This is a genomic window from Mesorhizobium sp. BAC0120 (assembly GCF_033542235.1).
In the GTDB taxonomy this organism is placed as follows: Bacteria; Pseudomonadota; Alphaproteobacteria; order Rhizobiales; family Rhizobiaceae; genus JAWRCU01.
This window is the reverse complement of the sequence record NZ_JAWRCU010000022.1, coordinates 21,369-38,311: the sequence shown is the minus strand read 5'-3', so window position 1 is coordinate 38,311 and position 16,943 is coordinate 21,369. Positions and strand designations below refer to the sequence as shown.

General features: G+C 62.3%; 18 protein-coding genes. 10 read left to right on the top strand and 8 right to left on the bottom strand.

Annotation, left to right across the window (positions count from 1 at the left end; translation table 11 throughout):
• Positions 1-24: 24 nt before the first annotated feature.
• From ppaT to SAZ10_RS30020, 3 genes are all read left to right on the top strand, one after another.
• A complete protein-coding gene (gene ppaT, locus SAZ10_RS30030; RefSeq protein ID WP_318613131.1) occupies positions 25-1,203 on the top strand; it encodes a pyridoxamine--pyruvate transaminase in 1,179 nt (392 codons plus the stop codon).
• Positions 1,204-1,239: 36 nt separating this feature from the next.
• Positions 1,240-1,986 (top strand): pyridoxal 4-dehydrogenase, SDR-type, encoded by a 747-nt coding sequence (gene pldH, locus SAZ10_RS30025; protein ID WP_318613130.1) that lies wholly within the window; start codon positions 1,240-1,242, stop codon positions 1,984-1,986.
• Positions 1,987-2,505: 519 nt separating this feature from the next.
• Positions 2,506-2,805, top strand: a complete 300-nt coding sequence (locus SAZ10_RS30020) for a hypothetical protein (protein ID WP_318613129.1) — start codon at positions 2,506-2,508, stop codon at positions 2,803-2,805.
• A 111-nt stretch (positions 2,806-2,916) separates the two neighbouring features.
• Here SAZ10_RS30020 and SAZ10_RS30015 read toward each other — a convergent pair whose 3' ends face one another.
• The gene (locus tag SAZ10_RS30015; RefSeq protein WP_318613128.1) at positions 2,917-3,990 is read right to left on the bottom strand and encodes an aminopeptidase; all 1,074 of its coding nucleotides are present in this window, start codon (positions 3,988-3,990) and stop codon (positions 2,917-2,919) included.
• Positions 3,991-4,244: 254 nt separating this feature from the next.
• Between SAZ10_RS30015 and SAZ10_RS30010 the strand changes: the two genes are divergently transcribed.
• Positions 4,245-4,802: a DUF488 family protein gene (locus tag SAZ10_RS30010; RefSeq protein ID WP_412535326.1), complete on the top strand. Its 558-nt coding sequence runs from the start codon at positions 4,245-4,247 to the stop codon at positions 4,800-4,802.
• 15 nt (positions 4,803-4,817) lie between these two features.
• Here the strand turns inward: SAZ10_RS30010 and SAZ10_RS30005 are convergent, their stop codons facing one another.
• Positions 4,818-5,156, bottom strand: a complete 339-nt coding sequence (locus SAZ10_RS30005) for a DUF4440 domain-containing protein (RefSeq protein WP_318613127.1) — start codon at positions 5,154-5,156, stop codon at positions 4,818-4,820.
• 24 nt (positions 5,157-5,180) lie between these two features.
• A complete protein-coding gene (locus tag SAZ10_RS30000) occupies positions 5,181-5,687 on the bottom strand; it encodes a lipocalin family protein (protein ID WP_318613126.1) in 507 nt (168 codons plus the stop codon).
• 267 nt (positions 5,688-5,954) lie between these two features.
• Between SAZ10_RS30000 and SAZ10_RS29995 the strand changes: the two genes are divergently transcribed.
• The 3 genes from SAZ10_RS29995 to SAZ10_RS29985 all read left to right on the top strand — a co-directional run bounded on the left by SAZ10_RS29995 (position 5,955) and on the right by SAZ10_RS29985 (position 8,174).
• Positions 5,955-6,437 (top strand): GNAT family N-acetyltransferase, encoded by a 483-nt coding sequence (locus tag SAZ10_RS29995; RefSeq protein WP_318613125.1) that lies wholly within the window; start codon positions 5,955-5,957, stop codon positions 6,435-6,437.
• 393 nt (positions 6,438-6,830) lie between these two features.
• Positions 6,831-7,061, top strand: a complete 231-nt coding sequence (locus tag SAZ10_RS29990) for a hypothetical protein (protein ID WP_318613124.1) — start codon at positions 6,831-6,833, stop codon at positions 7,059-7,061.
• Positions 7,062-7,136: 75 nt separating this feature from the next.
• Positions 7,137-8,174 (top strand): hypothetical protein, encoded by a 1,038-nt coding sequence (locus SAZ10_RS29985; RefSeq protein WP_318613123.1) that lies wholly within the window; start codon positions 7,137-7,139, stop codon positions 8,172-8,174.
• A gap of 139 nt (positions 8,175-8,313) precedes the next feature.
• Here the strand turns inward: SAZ10_RS29985 and SAZ10_RS29980 are convergent, their stop codons facing one another.
• Complete coding sequence (locus SAZ10_RS29980) at positions 8,314-9,138, bottom strand: tetratricopeptide repeat protein (RefSeq protein WP_412535325.1); 825 nt, start codon at positions 9,136-9,138, stop codon at positions 8,314-8,316.
• Positions 9,139-9,390: 252 nt separating this feature from the next.
• Here SAZ10_RS29980 and SAZ10_RS29975 point away from each other — a divergent pair, with 252 nt between their 5' ends.
• The 3 genes from SAZ10_RS29975 to SAZ10_RS29965 all read left to right on the top strand — a co-directional run bounded on the left by SAZ10_RS29975 (position 9,391) and on the right by SAZ10_RS29965 (position 12,048).
• The gene (locus tag SAZ10_RS29975) at positions 9,391-10,767 is read left to right on the top strand and encodes a M17 family metallopeptidase (protein WP_318613122.1); all 1,377 of its coding nucleotides are present in this window, start codon (positions 9,391-9,393) and stop codon (positions 10,765-10,767) included.
• A gap of 70 nt (positions 10,768-10,837) precedes the next feature.
• Complete coding sequence (locus SAZ10_RS29970) at positions 10,838-11,188, top strand: MarR family transcriptional regulator (RefSeq protein ID WP_318613121.1); 351 nt, start codon at positions 10,838-10,840, stop codon at positions 11,186-11,188.
• Positions 11,185-12,048: an NlpC/P60 family protein gene (locus SAZ10_RS29965; RefSeq protein WP_318613120.1), complete on the top strand. Its 864-nt coding sequence runs from the start codon at positions 11,185-11,187 to the stop codon at positions 12,046-12,048. The genes SAZ10_RS29970 and SAZ10_RS29965 overlap by 4 nt, the downstream gene beginning before the upstream one ends.
• Before the next feature lie 13 nt (positions 12,049-12,061).
• Here the strand turns inward: SAZ10_RS29965 and SAZ10_RS29960 are convergent, their stop codons facing one another.
• The 4 genes from SAZ10_RS29960 to SAZ10_RS29945 are packed head-to-tail and all read right to left on the bottom strand — an operon-like array spanning position 12,062 to position 16,917.
• Positions 12,062-13,003 carry a glyoxylate/hydroxypyruvate reductase A gene (locus tag SAZ10_RS29960; protein WP_318613185.1) on the bottom strand — a complete coding sequence of 314 codons (942 nt, stop codon included), beginning with the start codon at positions 13,001-13,003 and terminating at the stop codon, positions 12,062-12,064.
• Positions 13,004-13,029: 26 nt separating this feature from the next.
• Positions 13,030-14,658: an ABC transporter ATP-binding protein gene (locus SAZ10_RS29955; protein WP_318613119.1), complete on the bottom strand. Its 1,629-nt coding sequence runs from the start codon at positions 14,656-14,658 to the stop codon at positions 13,030-13,032.
• A gap of 7 nt (positions 14,659-14,665) precedes the next feature.
• Positions 14,666-15,814, bottom strand: coding sequence for an ABC transporter permease (locus SAZ10_RS29950; protein ID WP_318613118.1), 1,149 nt, complete (start codon positions 15,812-15,814; stop codon positions 14,666-14,668).
• Positions 15,815-15,816: 2 nt separating this feature from the next.
• Positions 15,817-16,917, bottom strand: coding sequence for a microcin C ABC transporter permease YejB (locus SAZ10_RS29945; protein ID WP_318613117.1), 1,101 nt, complete (start codon positions 16,915-16,917; stop codon positions 15,817-15,819).
• Positions 16,918-16,943 lie beyond the last annotated feature (26 nt).

The window sequence follows — 16,943 nt, the reverse complement described above, 5'->3', positions numbered from 1 at the left end:
GCCGCCAATCCGGAGACCACTCCCATGCGCTATTCCGAACATGCCGATCCGGTCCTCACCCTGACTGCGGGGCCGGTCAACGCCTATGCCGAAGTGCTGCGCGGCCTCGGCCGCACCGTGCTCTACGACTACGACCCGGCATTCCAGCTCGTCTACGAAAAGGTCGTCGACAAAGCGCAGAAGGCGATGCGGCTTCCCAACAAGCCGCTCATCCTGCATGGCGAGCCGGTGCTCGGCCTCGAGGCGGCGGCGGCATCGCTGATCACGTCCGACGATGTCGTGCTCAACCTTGCCTCGGGTGTCTACGGCAAGGGGTTCGGCTACTGGGCGAAACGCTATTCGCCGAATCTGCTCGAAATCGAAGTGCCCTACAACGAAGCGATCGATCCGCAGGCCGTCGCCGACATGCTGAAGGCGCACCCTGAAATCACAGTCGTCTCCGTCTGCCATCACGATACACCGTCGGGCACCATCAATCCGATCGACGAAATCGGCGCGCTGGTTTCGGCGCACGGCGGCTACCTGATCGTCGATGCGGTTTCCTCCTTCGGCGGCATGAAGACACATCCCGAGGACTGCAAAGCCGATATCTACGTGACCGGCCCCGGCAAATGCCTGGGCGCGCCGCCGGCGCTGACGCTCATGGGCATCAGCAAACGGGGCTGGGCCAAGATGAAGGCCAACAAGGCGGCACCGCGCGCCTCGATGCTGAGCATCGTCGATTGGGAAGATGCCTGGTCGCGCGAGAAGCCGTTTCCCTTCACGCCTTCGGTCGCCGAGGTGAACGGCCTCGATGTGGCGCTGGACCTCTATCTCAACGAGGGTCCTGATGCTGTATGGGCGCGCCATGCGCTTACGGCCAAAGCGATGCGTGCCGGCGTCGTCGCCATGGGCCTGTCGATCTGGGCCGCCAGCGATGCAATCGCCTCGCCCAGCACCACGGCCGTGCGCACGCCGGACGGCGTCGATGAGAAGGCGCTTCGGGCAGCCGCCCGAGCCCGTTACGGCGTGGTGTTTTCGTCCGGCCGCGGCGAGACCCTGGGCAGGCTGACGCGTATCGGCCACATGGGGCCTACCGCGCAACCTATCTATGCGATCGCGGCGCTGACGGCGCTCGGCGGCGCCATGAACGCGGCCGGCCAGAAGCTTGCGGTTGCTAAGGGCATTGAGGCGGCGCTGGCCGTCATCGACGCCGATGCCTGAACACATCATCGGATCACGGGTTGAGGGAGTAATTTCATGACTGAACGGCTTGGGGGAAAGACGGCGCTGGTGACTGGCGCCGCACAAGGCATCGGCAAAGCGATCGCGGCACGGCTTGCCGCCGACGGCGCGACCGTCATCGTGAGCGACATCAACGCCGAGGGCGCCAAGGGGGCCGCAGCGTCAATCGGCGGCAAGGCGAAGGCCGTCGCCGCCGATATTTCCGATCCGGCGTCGGTCAAGGCGCTGTTCGGCAAGATCCAGGCGCTGACCGGCGGCGTGGACATACTGGTCAACAATGCCAGCATCGTTCCGTTCATCGCCTGGGACGACGTCGACCTCGAACACTGGCGCAAGATCATCGACGTCAACCTGACGGGCACCTTCATCGTCACCCGTGCGGCGACCGACCAGATGCGAGCCGCAGGCAAGGCGGGCCGCGTCATAAGCATCGCCTCCAACACATTCTTCGCCGGCACGCCGAACATGGCTGCCTATGTCGCTGCCAAGGGCGGCGTCATAGGCTTCACCCGCGCGCTAGCCACGGAGCTTGGCAAGCACAATATCACCGCCAATGCGGTGACGCCGGGCCTGATCGAGAGCGACGGCGTCAAGGTGAGTCCGCACAACGAGGCGTTCGGTTTCGTCGAGATGCTGCAGGCCATCAAGGGTAAAGGACAGCCCGAGCATATCGCCGACGTCGTATCATTTCTTGCCTCGGACGATGCGCGCTGGATGACCGGCCAGACAATCAACGTCGATGCAGGCATGGTCCGGTATTAACTTCATTGTCGCGACGGCAACGCGCCCGCCTTTGCCGAGCTAGCATCCAAGTGGATGGGCTAAGAACGCCCAAGATCGACATCGCCTATGGGGGCACGGTCAGATATGTGCTGACGGAACATCGATCGCACGTCCATCGCGACATCGAGGGTAGGTCAGCATTGCGTCAGCCGCCGCCTTTCGACGGGGCATTCGCTTGGAGGAGGATTGGCGGTTTGTGGCATCGCTCTCCACGACCGGCCATCCGCCTTTGACGACATGCCCACGGTGGCACCGAGGCGGCCGCATCGTCTCGCGGCCACCTCGTCAATGCCGGCTCGCTCGCCGGGCCGTGTCTATCGATAGGCCAGCCGGTCTAAAGTGCCTCTTAGGCCGCGATCCACAATATGAGCGCCGATCTCAGGATGAAGCTTTTCGGCACGGATGTCAGGGTGACCGAGGGTGCATGCCGAGATGTTCGATGGTGACTATTTGTCGGACGTCTTCATCTAGCCCGGCGAGAAGGGATCGATTTGCGTGATGCGCGCCGACGAGCCCATGCTCATCAACCGCAACCGCAGCGCTCGGCTATATCTACGAGGTGGCCTCCTTCAACAAGACAATCCGCGCCCCGAAATCTTCTTCCTGACCTTGCCCTGCATCGAGGATGCGCAACTGCCCCGCTTCCGTCACGCCGGGATGGAGGTCCTTCTGATGCTGGAGAGGCGCATCCGCTTCGACCTGCTGCTGGGCTTAGTCGCCTCAAAGAGGCGTCTGTCCGCTTTCTCGCTTAGCGAACCCGAAAGCTGTCGGTCAGCTATCCGCCCAATCAAGCCGTAGAAGTCTCAGAGCCCGGCCAACCAATGATACATTCAAACGCCTGCTTCGGCTGCCGAGTGCATCAGCTACTTCGTAGCAAACACCATCCCTGATCCGCGCCGCCTCGCGTCCTCAGCTGTGACCGGCATCATAACACGCTTGTGCTGACTCAAGCGCTCTGGCCCGATCCGCTTTGTTCAATTTGCCGAGCTGCTCAACCGACGCATAGAATCGTGGGTAGTCGCCCGAACACAGATCGAACAAGCGGAGGAACGACTTCACCTGAGCGTCGTAGACGGAAACCACGGCGAGCTTTGCGTTGTTTATCGGAGCATCGAACCAGGCATCGAAAGCGCGGTACCCGTGCCAACGGTCGTCGCGCAGCCGACGGTAGCGCGTGCGCAGTCTTTCGAACGCTGCCGCCTTTGCGGCCCGCTTCTCGCTTACGGTGCCGGAACTCTCATAGATATGCCTCAGCTCTTCCCGTGTTTGCGAGACCAGCGCCAGAAAATCAGCGCGGCGCCTTCTGTCGGCTTCGTAACGGCGCAGGCCGGCAGTATCGCCGGCCGCGCGTAGCCATTTCCTCACGCCGGTTGTTTCGACTGCGACGGCGAACGCCTCGTTGAACTCGGAATCGCCGTGGATATAGACGCGCTGGTGGGCCAGCTCATGGAAAACCACCTCCGCGAGATGGGTGTCACCCTGGGTGAGCATCGTGCTCAGAAGCGGGTCCTTCGACCATCCCAGCGTCGAATATGCAGTGATGCCAGTCACATGCACGTCCAGCCCCTGCCTTTGCAGTCCGGCAGCGAATTCAGTGGCTGACTTCTTGGAGAAATATCCCTTGTAGGGAACACAGCCGTAGACCGGAAAGCACCATGCGTGCGGAGTCAGCGAGAATTCCGGCGCGGCGAAAACGGCCCATGTGACCGCCTCCGGACCGACGTCGACATAGCTGCGGTAGCTTCTGTTGTCGGGCAGCGCCAGTTCATCAACGGCAAACTGTCGTATCTCACGCGCCGATTCCATTCGGGCGCGCAAGGCTTCGGAGGTCGAAGGATCGTTGATCAGTTTTCCGACGTCCCGGCGCGCTGCCATGATCTTCACATGACCCTCCAGGGCTTGTGCGTAGTAGGACACACTGGTGCAACCGGCCACGCCGAAAGCCAGGATCGTCGCGGCAACCAATCGAAAGAATGCGCGCATCAGGGCTTGCCTATAGAACTGCACACGTACCAAGAGGGCAAATTTCGCGGCTACCGCCGGCCCCGGCAATCGCGCTTGATTGATGGAGTTCGCCGGACGGGGGTGTAGGCTAGAGCTTCATCCTGGGCAAGATTGGCTGAGCGCTCCTTGCCAAAGCTCGACGTTACGGTGCGCAAACCATCTGGTTGTGGGAGATGCAATCCACTGCGATACGCGAGCCGCGGCTGCCGCTCCGCCTGGCGGTGGGATTCCTCATGAAGAAGCTGCCATACTCGTTCTACACCGTCGGCCATTCGAACCGGAGCCTTTCCGGCTTGGTGGAGATATTGCAGGCGGCAGGGATCGAGGTGGTCGTCGACGTCCGCCGGATGCCAGGCTCAGGGGCGCACCCGCAGTTCAACGGCGACGTGCTGTGTCGATCGCTCGCCGAATTTCAGATCGGGTATGAGTACATTGCAGCGCTTGGTGGCCGGCGCGGGAGGGCAATGGAAATTCCGCCAGAGCTGAACGCGGGGTGGCACAACCGCAGCTTCCACAATTACGCGGACTACGCCCTTTCACTGGAGTTCCGCGGCGGGTTTGAGCGACTGATCGGGCTTGGCCGGGAACGACCGTGCGTGATCATGTGCTCGGAAGCCGTCTGGTGGCGCTGCCATCGTCGGATTATCGCCGACTATCTTCTGGCACGCGGCGAGCAGGTCATTCACCTGATGGACAAGAACCGGACGGAGCCTGCCGTATTGACGAAGGGAGCCGTCGTGCGCGATGACCATTCGGTCATCTATCCCGCAATGGGCGACCTGGCGGGCTGACGCCGCTTAGCCCGGCTATGGCTGTAGCGTCTGCTGATGGCTGAGCATCAGCCAGCCCTCAGCACTTAGGACATAGCAGGAGCCGCAGAACACTCGATAAGGGTGTTGGTCATTGCGTCGAGCCTCAGCCGCATACGCAAGTGCCAAGCTATCGTTGGCCAGCGACAAGCGTTCGTCGGAGATGATGACGTCGTCCCAACGAGGGGCATCGCGCAGGCTCTCGATGACAGCTTTTCGGTCCATCACACCGAGGCCTGGGAAGATCAGCAGCGCCTGCTCGTGCAAGCGCTCCTCGTAAACTGACACTCCTTCCAACCAGAAGCGGCGTTCCAGAAGCCATATGTCACTGTGCATGCCTCGTCCTTCCCAGCTGTGCCGTCAGCTCTTTTCCACCATCGCGTTGGTTACCTCGCGGCCCGCATGGCGAGGGGTGATCAGGCCGCTGAGGTCAAAGCCCTGACGACGCGCTTCGGCAAGGTAATCCTCGCGCGTGGCATCCGGCAGTGCCGGCTGGCGAGACAAGAGCCAGATGTGCTTGCGATCAGGCGTTCCAACCAGCGCGGTTTTGTAGTCGGGGTCGATCTTCAGAACCCAGTAGTCGCCATGGGTGAAAGGTATCCACCGGAGATGTGCGGGCAAGAAACTCACCTTCAAACGCGAAGTGGAATCCCCAACTGCAGTCGCCTCTCCAATGGCCCGTATAGGCTTCCCGTCTTTATCGAAGCAACGATTGTCGACCCGGATTTTGCCGTCGTTCAGCGAGTAGGTGGCCGTGATGTCAGTCGCATTTTCATCCTCCTGCTTCAGCGGCAGGCGCCAGATTTCATACCAGCGGCCCAGATAGCGGCTGAAATCAAGGTTCGGAACGGCGGTCACGTCGACCATGGTCTCGATCTCCGGCTGAGAGAGGCCAACGCGCTTGCCGGCGGGCGGTTCCTGGAGGACCTCTATGGCCGCGGTCTCCGGCTGTCCTAGGCAGCATGCACCGCGCTCACGGTATGCTCATGCAGATGACATTCTTGTCGGCCGGAGGCTGGGGACCATGCGCGGTAGGGCTGTTGCCTGAGGGCGCGGTGGAACCGCCTTCGGGGCCACGCATTCTGGCGAATAGTCGGTATCCGATCTTCCGGCTGTGAAGAGGGCTCTGTTTCCATGTTGATCCGAAAGGCCGGGGAGGGCGATGACCAAATCCTCGTCAGACACTACCGCGCGATTTGGGAAAGCTATGGTGTAGGGGTCGAGAACATCGAACCCGATGCTGAACAGATCGTCAGCGAGTTTATTGAAGATGGGCGCAGGCATTTCAGGATGGAGGCGTTCTTGGCTGAGCTAAGGGGCGCGGTTGTCGGCTCGACCATATGTCAACTGCATCGGGTCCCGTATCCGGCCATCACCGTCCCTTCATTCAGGCAACACGGTTACATCTGGCATGTTTTCGTAGAGCCGGCGCTTCGTCGCCAAGGGATAGCCGCCGCTCTCGTCCTGCGCGCAATTGAACATCTTAGGTCAATAGGCTGCACAACGGCAGTGCTTCATTCATCGGATGCGGGGAAGTCTCTTTACCAGCGGCTTGGCTTCCAGATAGGTCCGGAAATGCGGCTCGACCTGACGGGAGAGACGAAACCCGCTGACTAGTCCCGCGATGCCGCATTGATCAGGCTCGCCAATCTTGCCGCGGCCGGCGACGTCTCCGGATGGCGGGCGTCGCTTTGAAGGCCATCAACTGCGAATGGGCCACCTTCAGCAGTTGATGGGAGACATGCGCGTCGCAGGCGTCAGCAATGGGGCTGAGGCGGCTTTTGCCATTGCCCGAACGAGGACATTGCAGGTGACCTTCTTAAAGGAGCGTCAGCTCAACTCCGGAAAGGGCAATTTCATCTGACACCGGGGGATGGCACTGATACAATTCTGGTTGTCGCAGGCTTGGTCGTCAGTTCTCGGTGGAGCAAATGGAGGGCCTATGCTTTCATGCAATGCGAGGATGGTGACATAGGCGCTGCCGTCGGCACGTGAAAGGAAGGCGCCAATATGTATCCGCTCTACGCCACCTCGAGGGCCGAGGAGCCCCAGCGGGCCGAATTCGTGAACATGCCAAGCGTTCGGTTCAACACCGTCAGCGCCAACACGTTTCACTTCTATGAAGGGCTGAAGGAGGTGGCGGAGGCCGAACTCGCCAACTTTGTCGAGCCCGACAGCCGGTACTCGTGGCCGCGGCTGCGGCCCGAGGACGCAACTGCCCGCGCGTCGACCACGATTTGAAGGGGGTGCTTGCCTGGCCACATGTGGAACTTTTTACAGCCGCGACAGCCCATAACCGAAGTCGGGAGTGTGTAAATGAGAGTCACCCACCACGTAGCCACCGCCGTATTCACGCTAACGTTGATTCTCGCCACAGGAGCCCCTGTTCCGGCAGGTGGCAAAACCTCGAACTGCAACGGTCTCAATTCCGCCAACCCAGCCTGCCCGGACCCGCCTGGCACCCCGGATTTCAACAACATCACTCCACAGTTCACCCAATCAAACGAGGTACTCCAAGGCGCCAAACCCGCGGACCAGCCGCGCTCCGAGCAGGATAGGAAGGACGACGGTTATCTCGTGGCCGGTGAGGACGATTGCGAAGCGGAGGGGGTCCGGTGGAGCGTCCCCAACGCGGGCAACACACTCAACTTTATGGTGACGGAGATGGAGGACGACTCCAACAGCCCCGAAGCGGCAGGAGCCGCCGCATGGAAGCAGGACAAGAAGGATCACCCCGACACCGCTTGCCTGACCCTCGTCAAGACCCACCCCGACGCGCTCACGGTCACCGTTAACACCCCCGAAGGGGACATCAACTTGAACGCAATAATACTGCAGCAGTCACTACAGAAAGCGACACAGCCCCAGTACGAGAAATGGGCCGACGTCGGCTGGTGGGAGATCGACTTCAAAACACCGGACAATACATGCGTCATGCGTTCGTGGTTCGACGAGGGCACCGGCGGGCAAACTACGTTGGAATTCACGGCCATCTGGACCAAGGACGACGTGCGGCACCCCAAAATGATGCTGTTCACCTTGACCAACCCCACATGGGCCACACGTTTCGACGCAGGTCAAGAATACGAACTCAAGTTCACCTTCGGCCGCGCCAGAGGCACCTCGTGGTCCGAACTGAAGAGGGAATTCACCAAGAACAACTCCTTCGAGGTCATAACACCGGACCCCGACCTGATCACCGTCTTGATGGACAGCAACTGGATGCAAATCACGCACAAGGGCAAGATCATCGCCAACTTAAGCTTGAAGGACTCGGGCCGCGCAGTCGAAGAGGCGCTCGCTTGCCAGAAGGTCAAAATACCCGGAACCTTACACGCGAGCGACACCAAATAGGTCCGCCTTAGCGGCAATTGTCGCTTTCAGCTTAGATCGATCGACGTCAGCTTGTGGCGCAACGACGTCGTTGCGCCAGCCACAAGCAATGGAAGTTCGCGCCCGTTTGCCAGAATTGGTCGAGCGTCAGACTGTCCCACTAATTGGTGTTGTTCTTGGCCATTTTGTCGCCGTCCTTGAGCTGCTTCCACGAATTCTGTTGTGAAAGCATCTGGCGCAGATAGGCGACGTTGGCTTTTGCCTGGTCGGGCGAGAGTTCCTGGCTGGCGATCTGCTCCGCCTCGTCGAAGCGTCCTTGCAGACCGACGACCAGCGCAAGGTTTTGCCTGACGCGGCTGTCGGAGCCCGGCTGCTGCGAGGCGGTGCGTAGGTAGGTCTCCGCCATGCGCAGGTCGCCTTCGAGCACATAGGACATGCCGAGATTGGAGAGCACCGAGGGCTCGTCGGGCTTCAGCTCAAGCGCTTTGCGATAGAGCTCGCGCGCCTGGTTGGCATTGCCCATCTGGTCGAGGATCGCGCCTTCGGCCGAGACCAGCTTCCAGTCCGGATACTCCGGCGTCTGTGCGCGGCGCACGGCATCGAGCGCCGGCTCCAATTGGCCCGCAGCGGCAAGCGCCTTGCCGTAGGCGGCAAGCACGTCGCGATCCTTCGGATAGGCGATGGCGAGCTTGCGCATCACCGCCAGCGACTGATCGGCATCGCCGCCCATCTGCAGCACGCTCGCATAGCGCATTGCAGTCGACTTGTCGTTCGGGTTGGAGGCGTAAAGGGAGCCCAGGGAGCGTGCGGCCGATTGAACCTCGCCGGCCGACATCTGTTCCACCGGCTTGCCGCTGCTGCGCGTGATCGAACCGGTCGTAAGCCTGTCCTTGGCGCAGCCGGCGAGGCTCATAGCAACGATCGCCGCCGCCGAAATCTTCAGGAGGCGGCTGGCTCTGCGGCTCGCGTCACTCGGCATCGACATCGGAACGGCAGCTCCATCTTCCCGCGGCCCCCCGGCGGCCGTCTTCACATCGGCAGAAGTATTCTGTTAACCCTAACGGATAGTTAAGGGTCATTGTTTAACATGATCCCGAATCGAAGGTCCGCGCAGCAATGGGTTGCAGACTTTTCGGATAGGATCATGTTGCAAAAACAAGAGCTGGAGCAGGATGAAATGATCCCGGTCCAATTCATCCTGCGGTAGCACGCCTCGCTCAGGAAAGGTCACTCAACCATGCCCGTCGAATTCACGGCGAAAGCCGCTCGCCGCTCGCTTCCGGTCCACCTCGTGCATAAGGACGGGGTGGCGGAAGCCGGTCTCGACGCGGTGGCACTTGCCTGGGCGAAGGCGCATGATTTCTCGGGAGAGGCTGGCAGGGTGCTTGTTCTCCCCGGCGCGAATGGCGCTCCCGGCGGAGCGCTCTTCGGCCTCGGTAAGAACGACGACGGGCTCGCTGCGCTTGCCTTCGGGGCCTTGGCGAAATCGCTGCCCGAGGGACAGTGGCATTTCGCCTCGGCGCCGGCCGATCCGACGCTCGCCGCCATCGGCCTGAAGCTCGGCAGCTATGTCTTCACGCGCTACGGCAAGAAGCCCGGCCGCGAGCTCACCTTCGCGTTGCCGAAAGGCGTGGACGCCGCACGTGCCGAGCGTGTTTCGCAAGCCGTGTTCCTCACCCGCGATCTCGTCAACACGCCGACCAACGACATGGGGCCGGACATGCTCGAAAAGGCCGCCCGAGATCTTGCGGCGAGGCACAAGGCGCGGGTGTCCGTAACGACAGGCGACGCGCTGCTGAAAGCGAATTTCCCGATGATCCATGCCGTCGGCCGCGCCTCGACGATCGCGCCGCGGCTGATCGACATGGTCTGGGGCGACAAGAATGCGCCCAAGGTGACGCTGGTCGGCAAAGGTGTCTGCTTCGACACCGGCGGCCTCGACATCAAGCCGTCTTCGGGCATGCTGCTCATGAAAAAGGACATGGGCGGAGCCGCCAACGTGCTCGGCCTCGCCTCTATGGTCATGTCCGCCGGCCTGCGGGTCAGGCTGCGCGTGCTGATCCCTGCAGTCGAAAATGCGATTTCCGGCAACGCTTTCCGACCGGGCGACATCCTGGCGAGCCGCAAGGGCATTACCGTCGAGATCGGCAACACGGATGCCGAGGGCCGGCTGATCCTTGCCGACGCGCTGGCATTGGCCGATCAGGAGAAGCCCGAGCTTCTGATCGATATGGCGACGCTGACGGGTGCGGCGCGCGTCGCGCTCGGCCCCGACCTGCCGCCCTTCTACACGCCCGACGATTCTCTCGCCGCCGGCATTGCCGAAGCGGCCCGCACCACTGCCGATCCCCTCTGGCGCATGCCGCTCTGGAAGCCTTACGATTCCAAGCTCTCCTCGAAGGTGGCGGACGTCAACAACGTGACTACCGACGGCTTTGCAGGTTCCATTACCGCCGCGCTCTTCCTGCAGCGTTTCGTCGAGAACACCCGCTCCTGGGCGCATTTCGACATCTTCGCCTGGAACCCGAGCGAGCGGCCGCATTGCCCGGTCGGCGGCGAGGCACAGGCCATCCGCGCGCTCGAGGAACTGCTTCTCAGGCGATATCCAGCCTGATCGCTTGCCAAACGCATTTTTGTCGTTTGAATGAAACGGAACCGAAACAAATTTCGGCGATCGTTGCACGATGTCGATCCAAATGCGTCCGAGTCAGGCGTTGCGCCTGTGGCAGCAGGTCACGCTGTCGGAGGTCTGCGGCAAAAACCCCGACCTCACGATGCGTCAGGCGGCAATCCTGCTCACCGTCTATCTGGAGCCGCCGCCCCATACGGTGCGCGGGCTCGCCGCCCGCCTCGGCGTGACCAAGCCCGTGATCACCCGCGCGCTCGACACGATGGGTGAGCTAAGGCTGCTCTCGCGTCATCGCGACGAGGCGGACAAGCGCAACGTGCTTGTAAAGCGCACCGTGGACGGTGCATTGTTCGTCGAACGTTTCGGCGACGTCATCATCGCCAGGGCACAGGAATTGCCGGTTTGACCGCACGCGACCCCCGCCTTCACGCCTACAGGCCCGATCTCGCCGATACCCGTCTGCGCGGTGAGGTGGATGCCGCGCGTTTCGTCGAGGGCCGTCCGGCGCGGATCGTCGTCGCGGCGGCCGACATCCGCAAGGCTCCGCGGCCTGACAGCGGCTTGAACACGCAGGCGCTCCACGGCGACGACGTGCGCGTCTTCGATATCGCCGGGGGCTGGGCCTGGATACAGGCAGAGCGCGATGGCTATGTCGGCTATGTCACGGAAACCGTGCTGGCCGAGCGCGGCCAGGCTTCGACCCATGTGGTCGCCGCAACGCGTACTTTCCTCTATTCCGGCCCGGATCTAAAGCTGCCGGTGACCAAAGCCCTGTCGATCGGCTCGCGCCTCACGATCACGGGGAGCGCCGAGACGCGCGGCACAAGATACGCGCTGCTCGGCTCGGGCGAGGCGGTGATCGAGAAGCACATCGCGCCCATCGGCTGGCGCTCGCCCGACTATGTGACGCTCGCCGAGACATTGATCGACACGCCCTATCTCTGGGGGGGTACGAGCGCCTTCGGCATCGACTGCTCGGGCCTTGTTCAGCTTTCGCTGCGCATGGCGGGAACCGACGTGCTGCGCGATTCGGACATGCAGGCGGAGACGATCGGCTCGGCAATCGAGCCGGGCGAGAACTTCTCCCGCCTGCGCCGCGGCGACCTCGTCTTCTGGAAGGGCCACGTCGCAATAATGACCGACGCGCAAAACATGGTCCACGCCAACGGCCACACCATGACGGTCTCTCGCGAGCCGCTCAAGGAAGCCATCGAGCGGATCGGCTATCTCTATGGTGGCCCAACGGGTTTCCGCCGGCTGGGGTGATTGGTCCGGCGAACTAATACCCCGCCTCGACATCGACCACGTTCTTGAGCGGCTCGCCGCGCTCGAACGCCTCCATCTGATCGAGCATCGGCTTGACGAGATGGTTGGGGTCGGAGGTCGCCGCCGCATGCGGGGTGATGAACACGCGCGGGTGGCCCCACAGAGGACTCGCTTGCGGCAACGGCTCGGTCTCGAATACGTCGAGGCTTGCTTCCTTCAGTGTCCCGTCCTCGAGCGCGCGGAAGATATCGGCGTCGCTCTGCAGCTTGCCGCGGCCGACATTGATCAGCACCGCACCGCCGAGCCCGTTGCGCCGGCGCAGCTCGCGCAAAAGGTTGTAGGTGATGATGCTGCGCGTCGCAGGCGTGAGGGGCAGGAGCACCACAAGTATGTCGGTGGCATTGAGGAAGGGCACGAGCCCCTTGTCGCCGCTGAAGGTCGCAACCCCGTCCACCGTCTGCTCTCTGCGGCTCCAGCCATTGACCTCGAAACCGAGAGATTTCAGCGCATTGGCAGCGGCGCGTCCGAGAGTGCCCAGCCCCATGATGCCCACGGAAATATCGTTTGCAGTCCGTTGCGGCGGTTCGTGCCAGATCTTGCGTGCCTGCTGCGCGCGATAGAGAAAGCCCTGGCGGTGATGGTCGAGCACGCGCCAGGCGACATATTCGGTCATATACTGGGTGAGATTGTCGGCGACCACCCGCACCACCGGCACGTCGGGCAGGCCAGGGTCGGTGAAGATGTGGTCGACGCCGGCGCCGATCGAAAAAATCGCTCTGAGATTCGGCAGTTTGGCGAGCAGATTCGGCCGCTGCTTCCAGACCACGGCGTAAGTGATGGAAGGGTCCGCCGGCCCGTCCGGCTCCAGTGTCACCCTGCGGCTCGCCGACAACAGCTCATACCAGCGCTGCGGGTTGAAAGCCGTCACGGCAAGAAGGATACGCCCCTCATGAATGGCAGTCATGCGCTCGCCCGTCTTGATTATTGGCTGACCACACCCTCGGGCGCGGTTTCGATCCGGAACGCTGCCGAGATCAGTGCCTTGGTATACGCAGTTTGCGGGCGATGGAATATCTGCTCAGTCGGTCCGTGCTCGACGATCTCGCCGTTGCGCATGACGATCACGTCGTTTGCGAGCGCGCGCACGACCTTGAGGTCGTGGCTGATGAACAGATAGGCGAGATTGTTTCTGGCCTGCAGGTCGCGCAGCAGATCGACCACTTGCGCCTGCACGCTCATATCCAGCGCCGAGGTCGGCTCGTCAAGCATCACGAAGCGAGGATTCAGCACCATGGCGCGCGCGATCGCGATGCGCTGGCGCTGGCCGCCCGAGAACTCATGCGGGTAGCGGAAGCGGGTCTCCGGGTCGAGGCCGACCTCCTTCAGAGCAGTGACGACGCGGCGGTCGCGCTCTTGCGGCGAGAGCGCCGGCTCGTGGATCCTGAGACCTTCCTCGACGATCTCGCTTACCGAAAGTCGCGGCGAAAGGGAGCCGTACGGGTCCTGGAAGACGATCTGCAGCTCGCGCCTCAGCGGTCGCATCTCGTTGAAGGTGAGCTTGTTGATGTCGCGGCCCTCGAAATTGATGCGGCCCTCGGAGGAGATGAGCCGCGACAGCGCCAGCCCAAGCGTCGTCTTGCCCGAGCCGGACTCCCCGACCACGCCGAGCGTCTGGCCGGCGCGCACTGTCACGTCGATGCCGTCGACCGCCTTTACATGTCCTACCGTCTTCCGGAAGAAGCCACGCTTGATGGGGAACCACACACGGACCTTCTCGCCCTCCATCACGACCTTCGCGGTGGAATCGGAGGATGGAGGCGCGCCTTTCGGCTCGGCGGCGAGCAGGTGGCGTGTGTACTCATGCTTCGGGTTGGCGAAAATCTCCGCGGTTGGTCCCGTCTCCACGATCTTGCCGCGCGTCATGACGCAAACCCGGTCGGCTATCCTCCGCACGATCCCGAGATCATGCGTGATGAACAGCATCGACATGCCCTTCCTTGCCTTGAGCTTGGCGAGCAATTCGAGGATCTGAGCCTGTACCGTCACGTCGAGCGCTGTCGTGGGTTCGTCCGCGATCAGCAGCTCCGGCTCGTTGGCGAGCGCCATGGCGATCATCACGCGCTGGCGTTGGCCGCCCGACAGCTGGTGAGGGAAGGCGTCGAGCCGCTTTTCCGGCTCTCTTATGCCGACTTCGTTGAGCAGCTCCAGCGTCCTTGTCCGCGCCTGCCGCTCGCCCATGCCCTGATGGATGCTGAGGATTTCGCCGACCTGGCGCTCGATCGTGTGCAGCGGGTTCAGCGAGGTCATAGGCTCCTGGAAGATCATGGTGACCTTGTTGCCGCGCACCCGCCGGAGCTCTTTCTCGGAGAGCGAAAGCAGGTCCTTGCCGCCGAACCAGATCTCGCCCGACGGGTGGCTTGCCGACGGATAGGGCAGCAGCTTGAGCACCGAAAGGGCCGTGACCGACTTGCCCGAGCCGGACTCGCCGACCAGCGCGACAGTCTCGCCCTTGGCGATGTCGAACGAGATATGGTCGACGGCGGTCGATTTTTTCTCGCCTTGCGCGAAGGCGACGGAAAGGTCACGGACGGAGAGGAGGGAGGAGGTCAAACCTGGATCACCTGAACGTCTTGCGCGGATCGAACGCGTCCCGCGTCGCCTCGCCGACGAAAATCAGCAGCGACAGCATCAGCGAGATCACCACAAAGCCGGATATGCCGAGCCACGGCGCATTGAGGTTGCGCTGGCCTTGCCGCAGCAGCTCGCCCAGCGAGGCCGAACCGGGCGGCAGCCCGAAGCCGAGGAAGTCGAGCGAGGTCAGCGTCGAGATCGAGCCGTTGAGGATGAACGGCATGAAGGTGATCGTGGCCACCATGGCATTGGGCAGCATGTGGCGGAAGATGATCTTCACGTTCGGCACGCCGAGGGCGCGGGCCGCATTTACATATTCGAAGTTGCGGGCGCGCAGGAACTCGGCCCGCACCAGACCGACGAGGCTCACCCAGGAGAAGAGCAGCATCAGTCCGAGCAGGATGAAGAAGCCCGGCGGCAGCACGGCTGCCACGATCAGCAGGAGATAGAGCACCGGGATGGCCGACCATATCTCGATGAAGCGCTGGAACAGCAGGTCTGTCAGCCCGCCGAAATAGCCCTGCACCGCCCCGGCCGCCACGCCGATCACCGAGGAGCAGCCGGTCAGGATCAGGCCGAACAGCACGGAGATGCGGAAGCCGTAGATGACGCGGGCAAGCACGTCGCGCGCCTGGTCGTCCGTCCCGAGCCAGTTCCAGTTGCCGATCGTGCAGTTCGGGTCGTTCACGCCCTGAGGATAGCGGCTGCAGCGCTGCTCCTTGGTGTAGAGCCAGGAGGGCTTGGCGGGCGCGGCCTCCGGAATGTCGTCGTTCACGGTCCGGTAGGAATAGCGGATCGGGGGCCAGATCAGCCATCCATTGGCCTTGATCTCATCCTGGATGACCGGGTCGCGATAGTCCGTCTGCGCAAGGAATCCGCCGAACTTCTCCTCGGGATAGTCGATCAGCACGGGAAACAGGATCTCGCCCTTGTATGAGGCGATCAGCGGCCTGTCGTTGGCGATGAACTCGGAACCCAGCGACAACACGAACAGTACCAGGAAGATCCAGAGCGACCAGAAGCCCCGCCGGTGCGCCTTGAAATTCTGCCAGCGCCGCTGGTTGAGCGGCGAGAGCCAAGGTCGCGGCGCCGCCTTCGCTTCCTCGGCTTCTGTCTTTGCGACGATCTCTGCCACGCTCAAACCTCCCGCCTTTCGAAATCGATGCGCGGATCGATCAAGGTGTAGGTGAGGTCGGAGATCAGGTTCACGAACAGCCCGAGCAGCGAGAAGATGTAGAGGTTCGCGAATACCACCGGATAATCGCGGTCGAGCACCGAGCGGAAGCCGAGCAGGCCGAGCCCGTCGAGCGAGAAGATGTTCTCGATGAGCAGCGAGCCGGTGAAGAAGGCCGAGATGAACGCGCCAGGAAAGCCGGCGATCACCAGAAGCATGGCATTGCGGAAGACATGGCCATAGAGCACCTGCCGCTCCGACAGCCCCTTGGCTCGCGCGGTGATCACATACTGCTTGCGGATTTCGTCGAGGAACGAGTTCTTCGTCAAAAGCGTCGTCGTCGCGAAAGCCGCAAGCACCATCGACGTCAGCGGCAGTACGAGATGCCAGAGATAGTCGAGGATCCGCTCCGGCCAGGAGAGCTGCCACCAGTTTTCCGAGATCAGGCCGCGCAACGGGAACCAGTCGAAGAAGGAGCCGCCGGCGAACAGAACCATCAGCAGAATGGCGAACAGGAAGCCCGGGATCGCATAGCCGATGATGACCACGCCGCTTGTCCAGACATCGAAGGTCGACCCGTCATTCACCGCCTTGCGAATGCCGAGCGGGATCGAGATCAGGTAGGAGAGCAGCGTGATCCAGAGTCCCAGCGAGATCGACACCGGCATCTTCTCAAGGATCAGGTTGAGCACCGAGATATCGCGAAAATAGCTGTCGCCGAAGTCGAAGCGGGCATAGTCCCAGAGCATCTTGCCGAAGCGCTCGAGCGGCGGCTTGTCGAAACCGAACTGCTTCTCGAGCTTGGCGATGAATTGCGGATCGAGCCCTTGAGCACCGCGGTATTTCGAGGAGAGTTCGCTGCTTTCCTGTCCCCCCCGACCTATATCGCCGCCGCCTCCGCCGCCGATGCGCTCGCCGGCATCGCCGCCTTGGCCAGTCAGCTTGGCGACAACCTGCTCGACCGGCCCGCCCGGCGCGAACTGGACCACAGCGAAGGAGATCGCCATGATCCCGAGGATGGTCGGGATCATCAAGAGAATGCGGCGAAGGATGTAGGCGCCCATCAGACACTTACCTCTGGCATGAAATA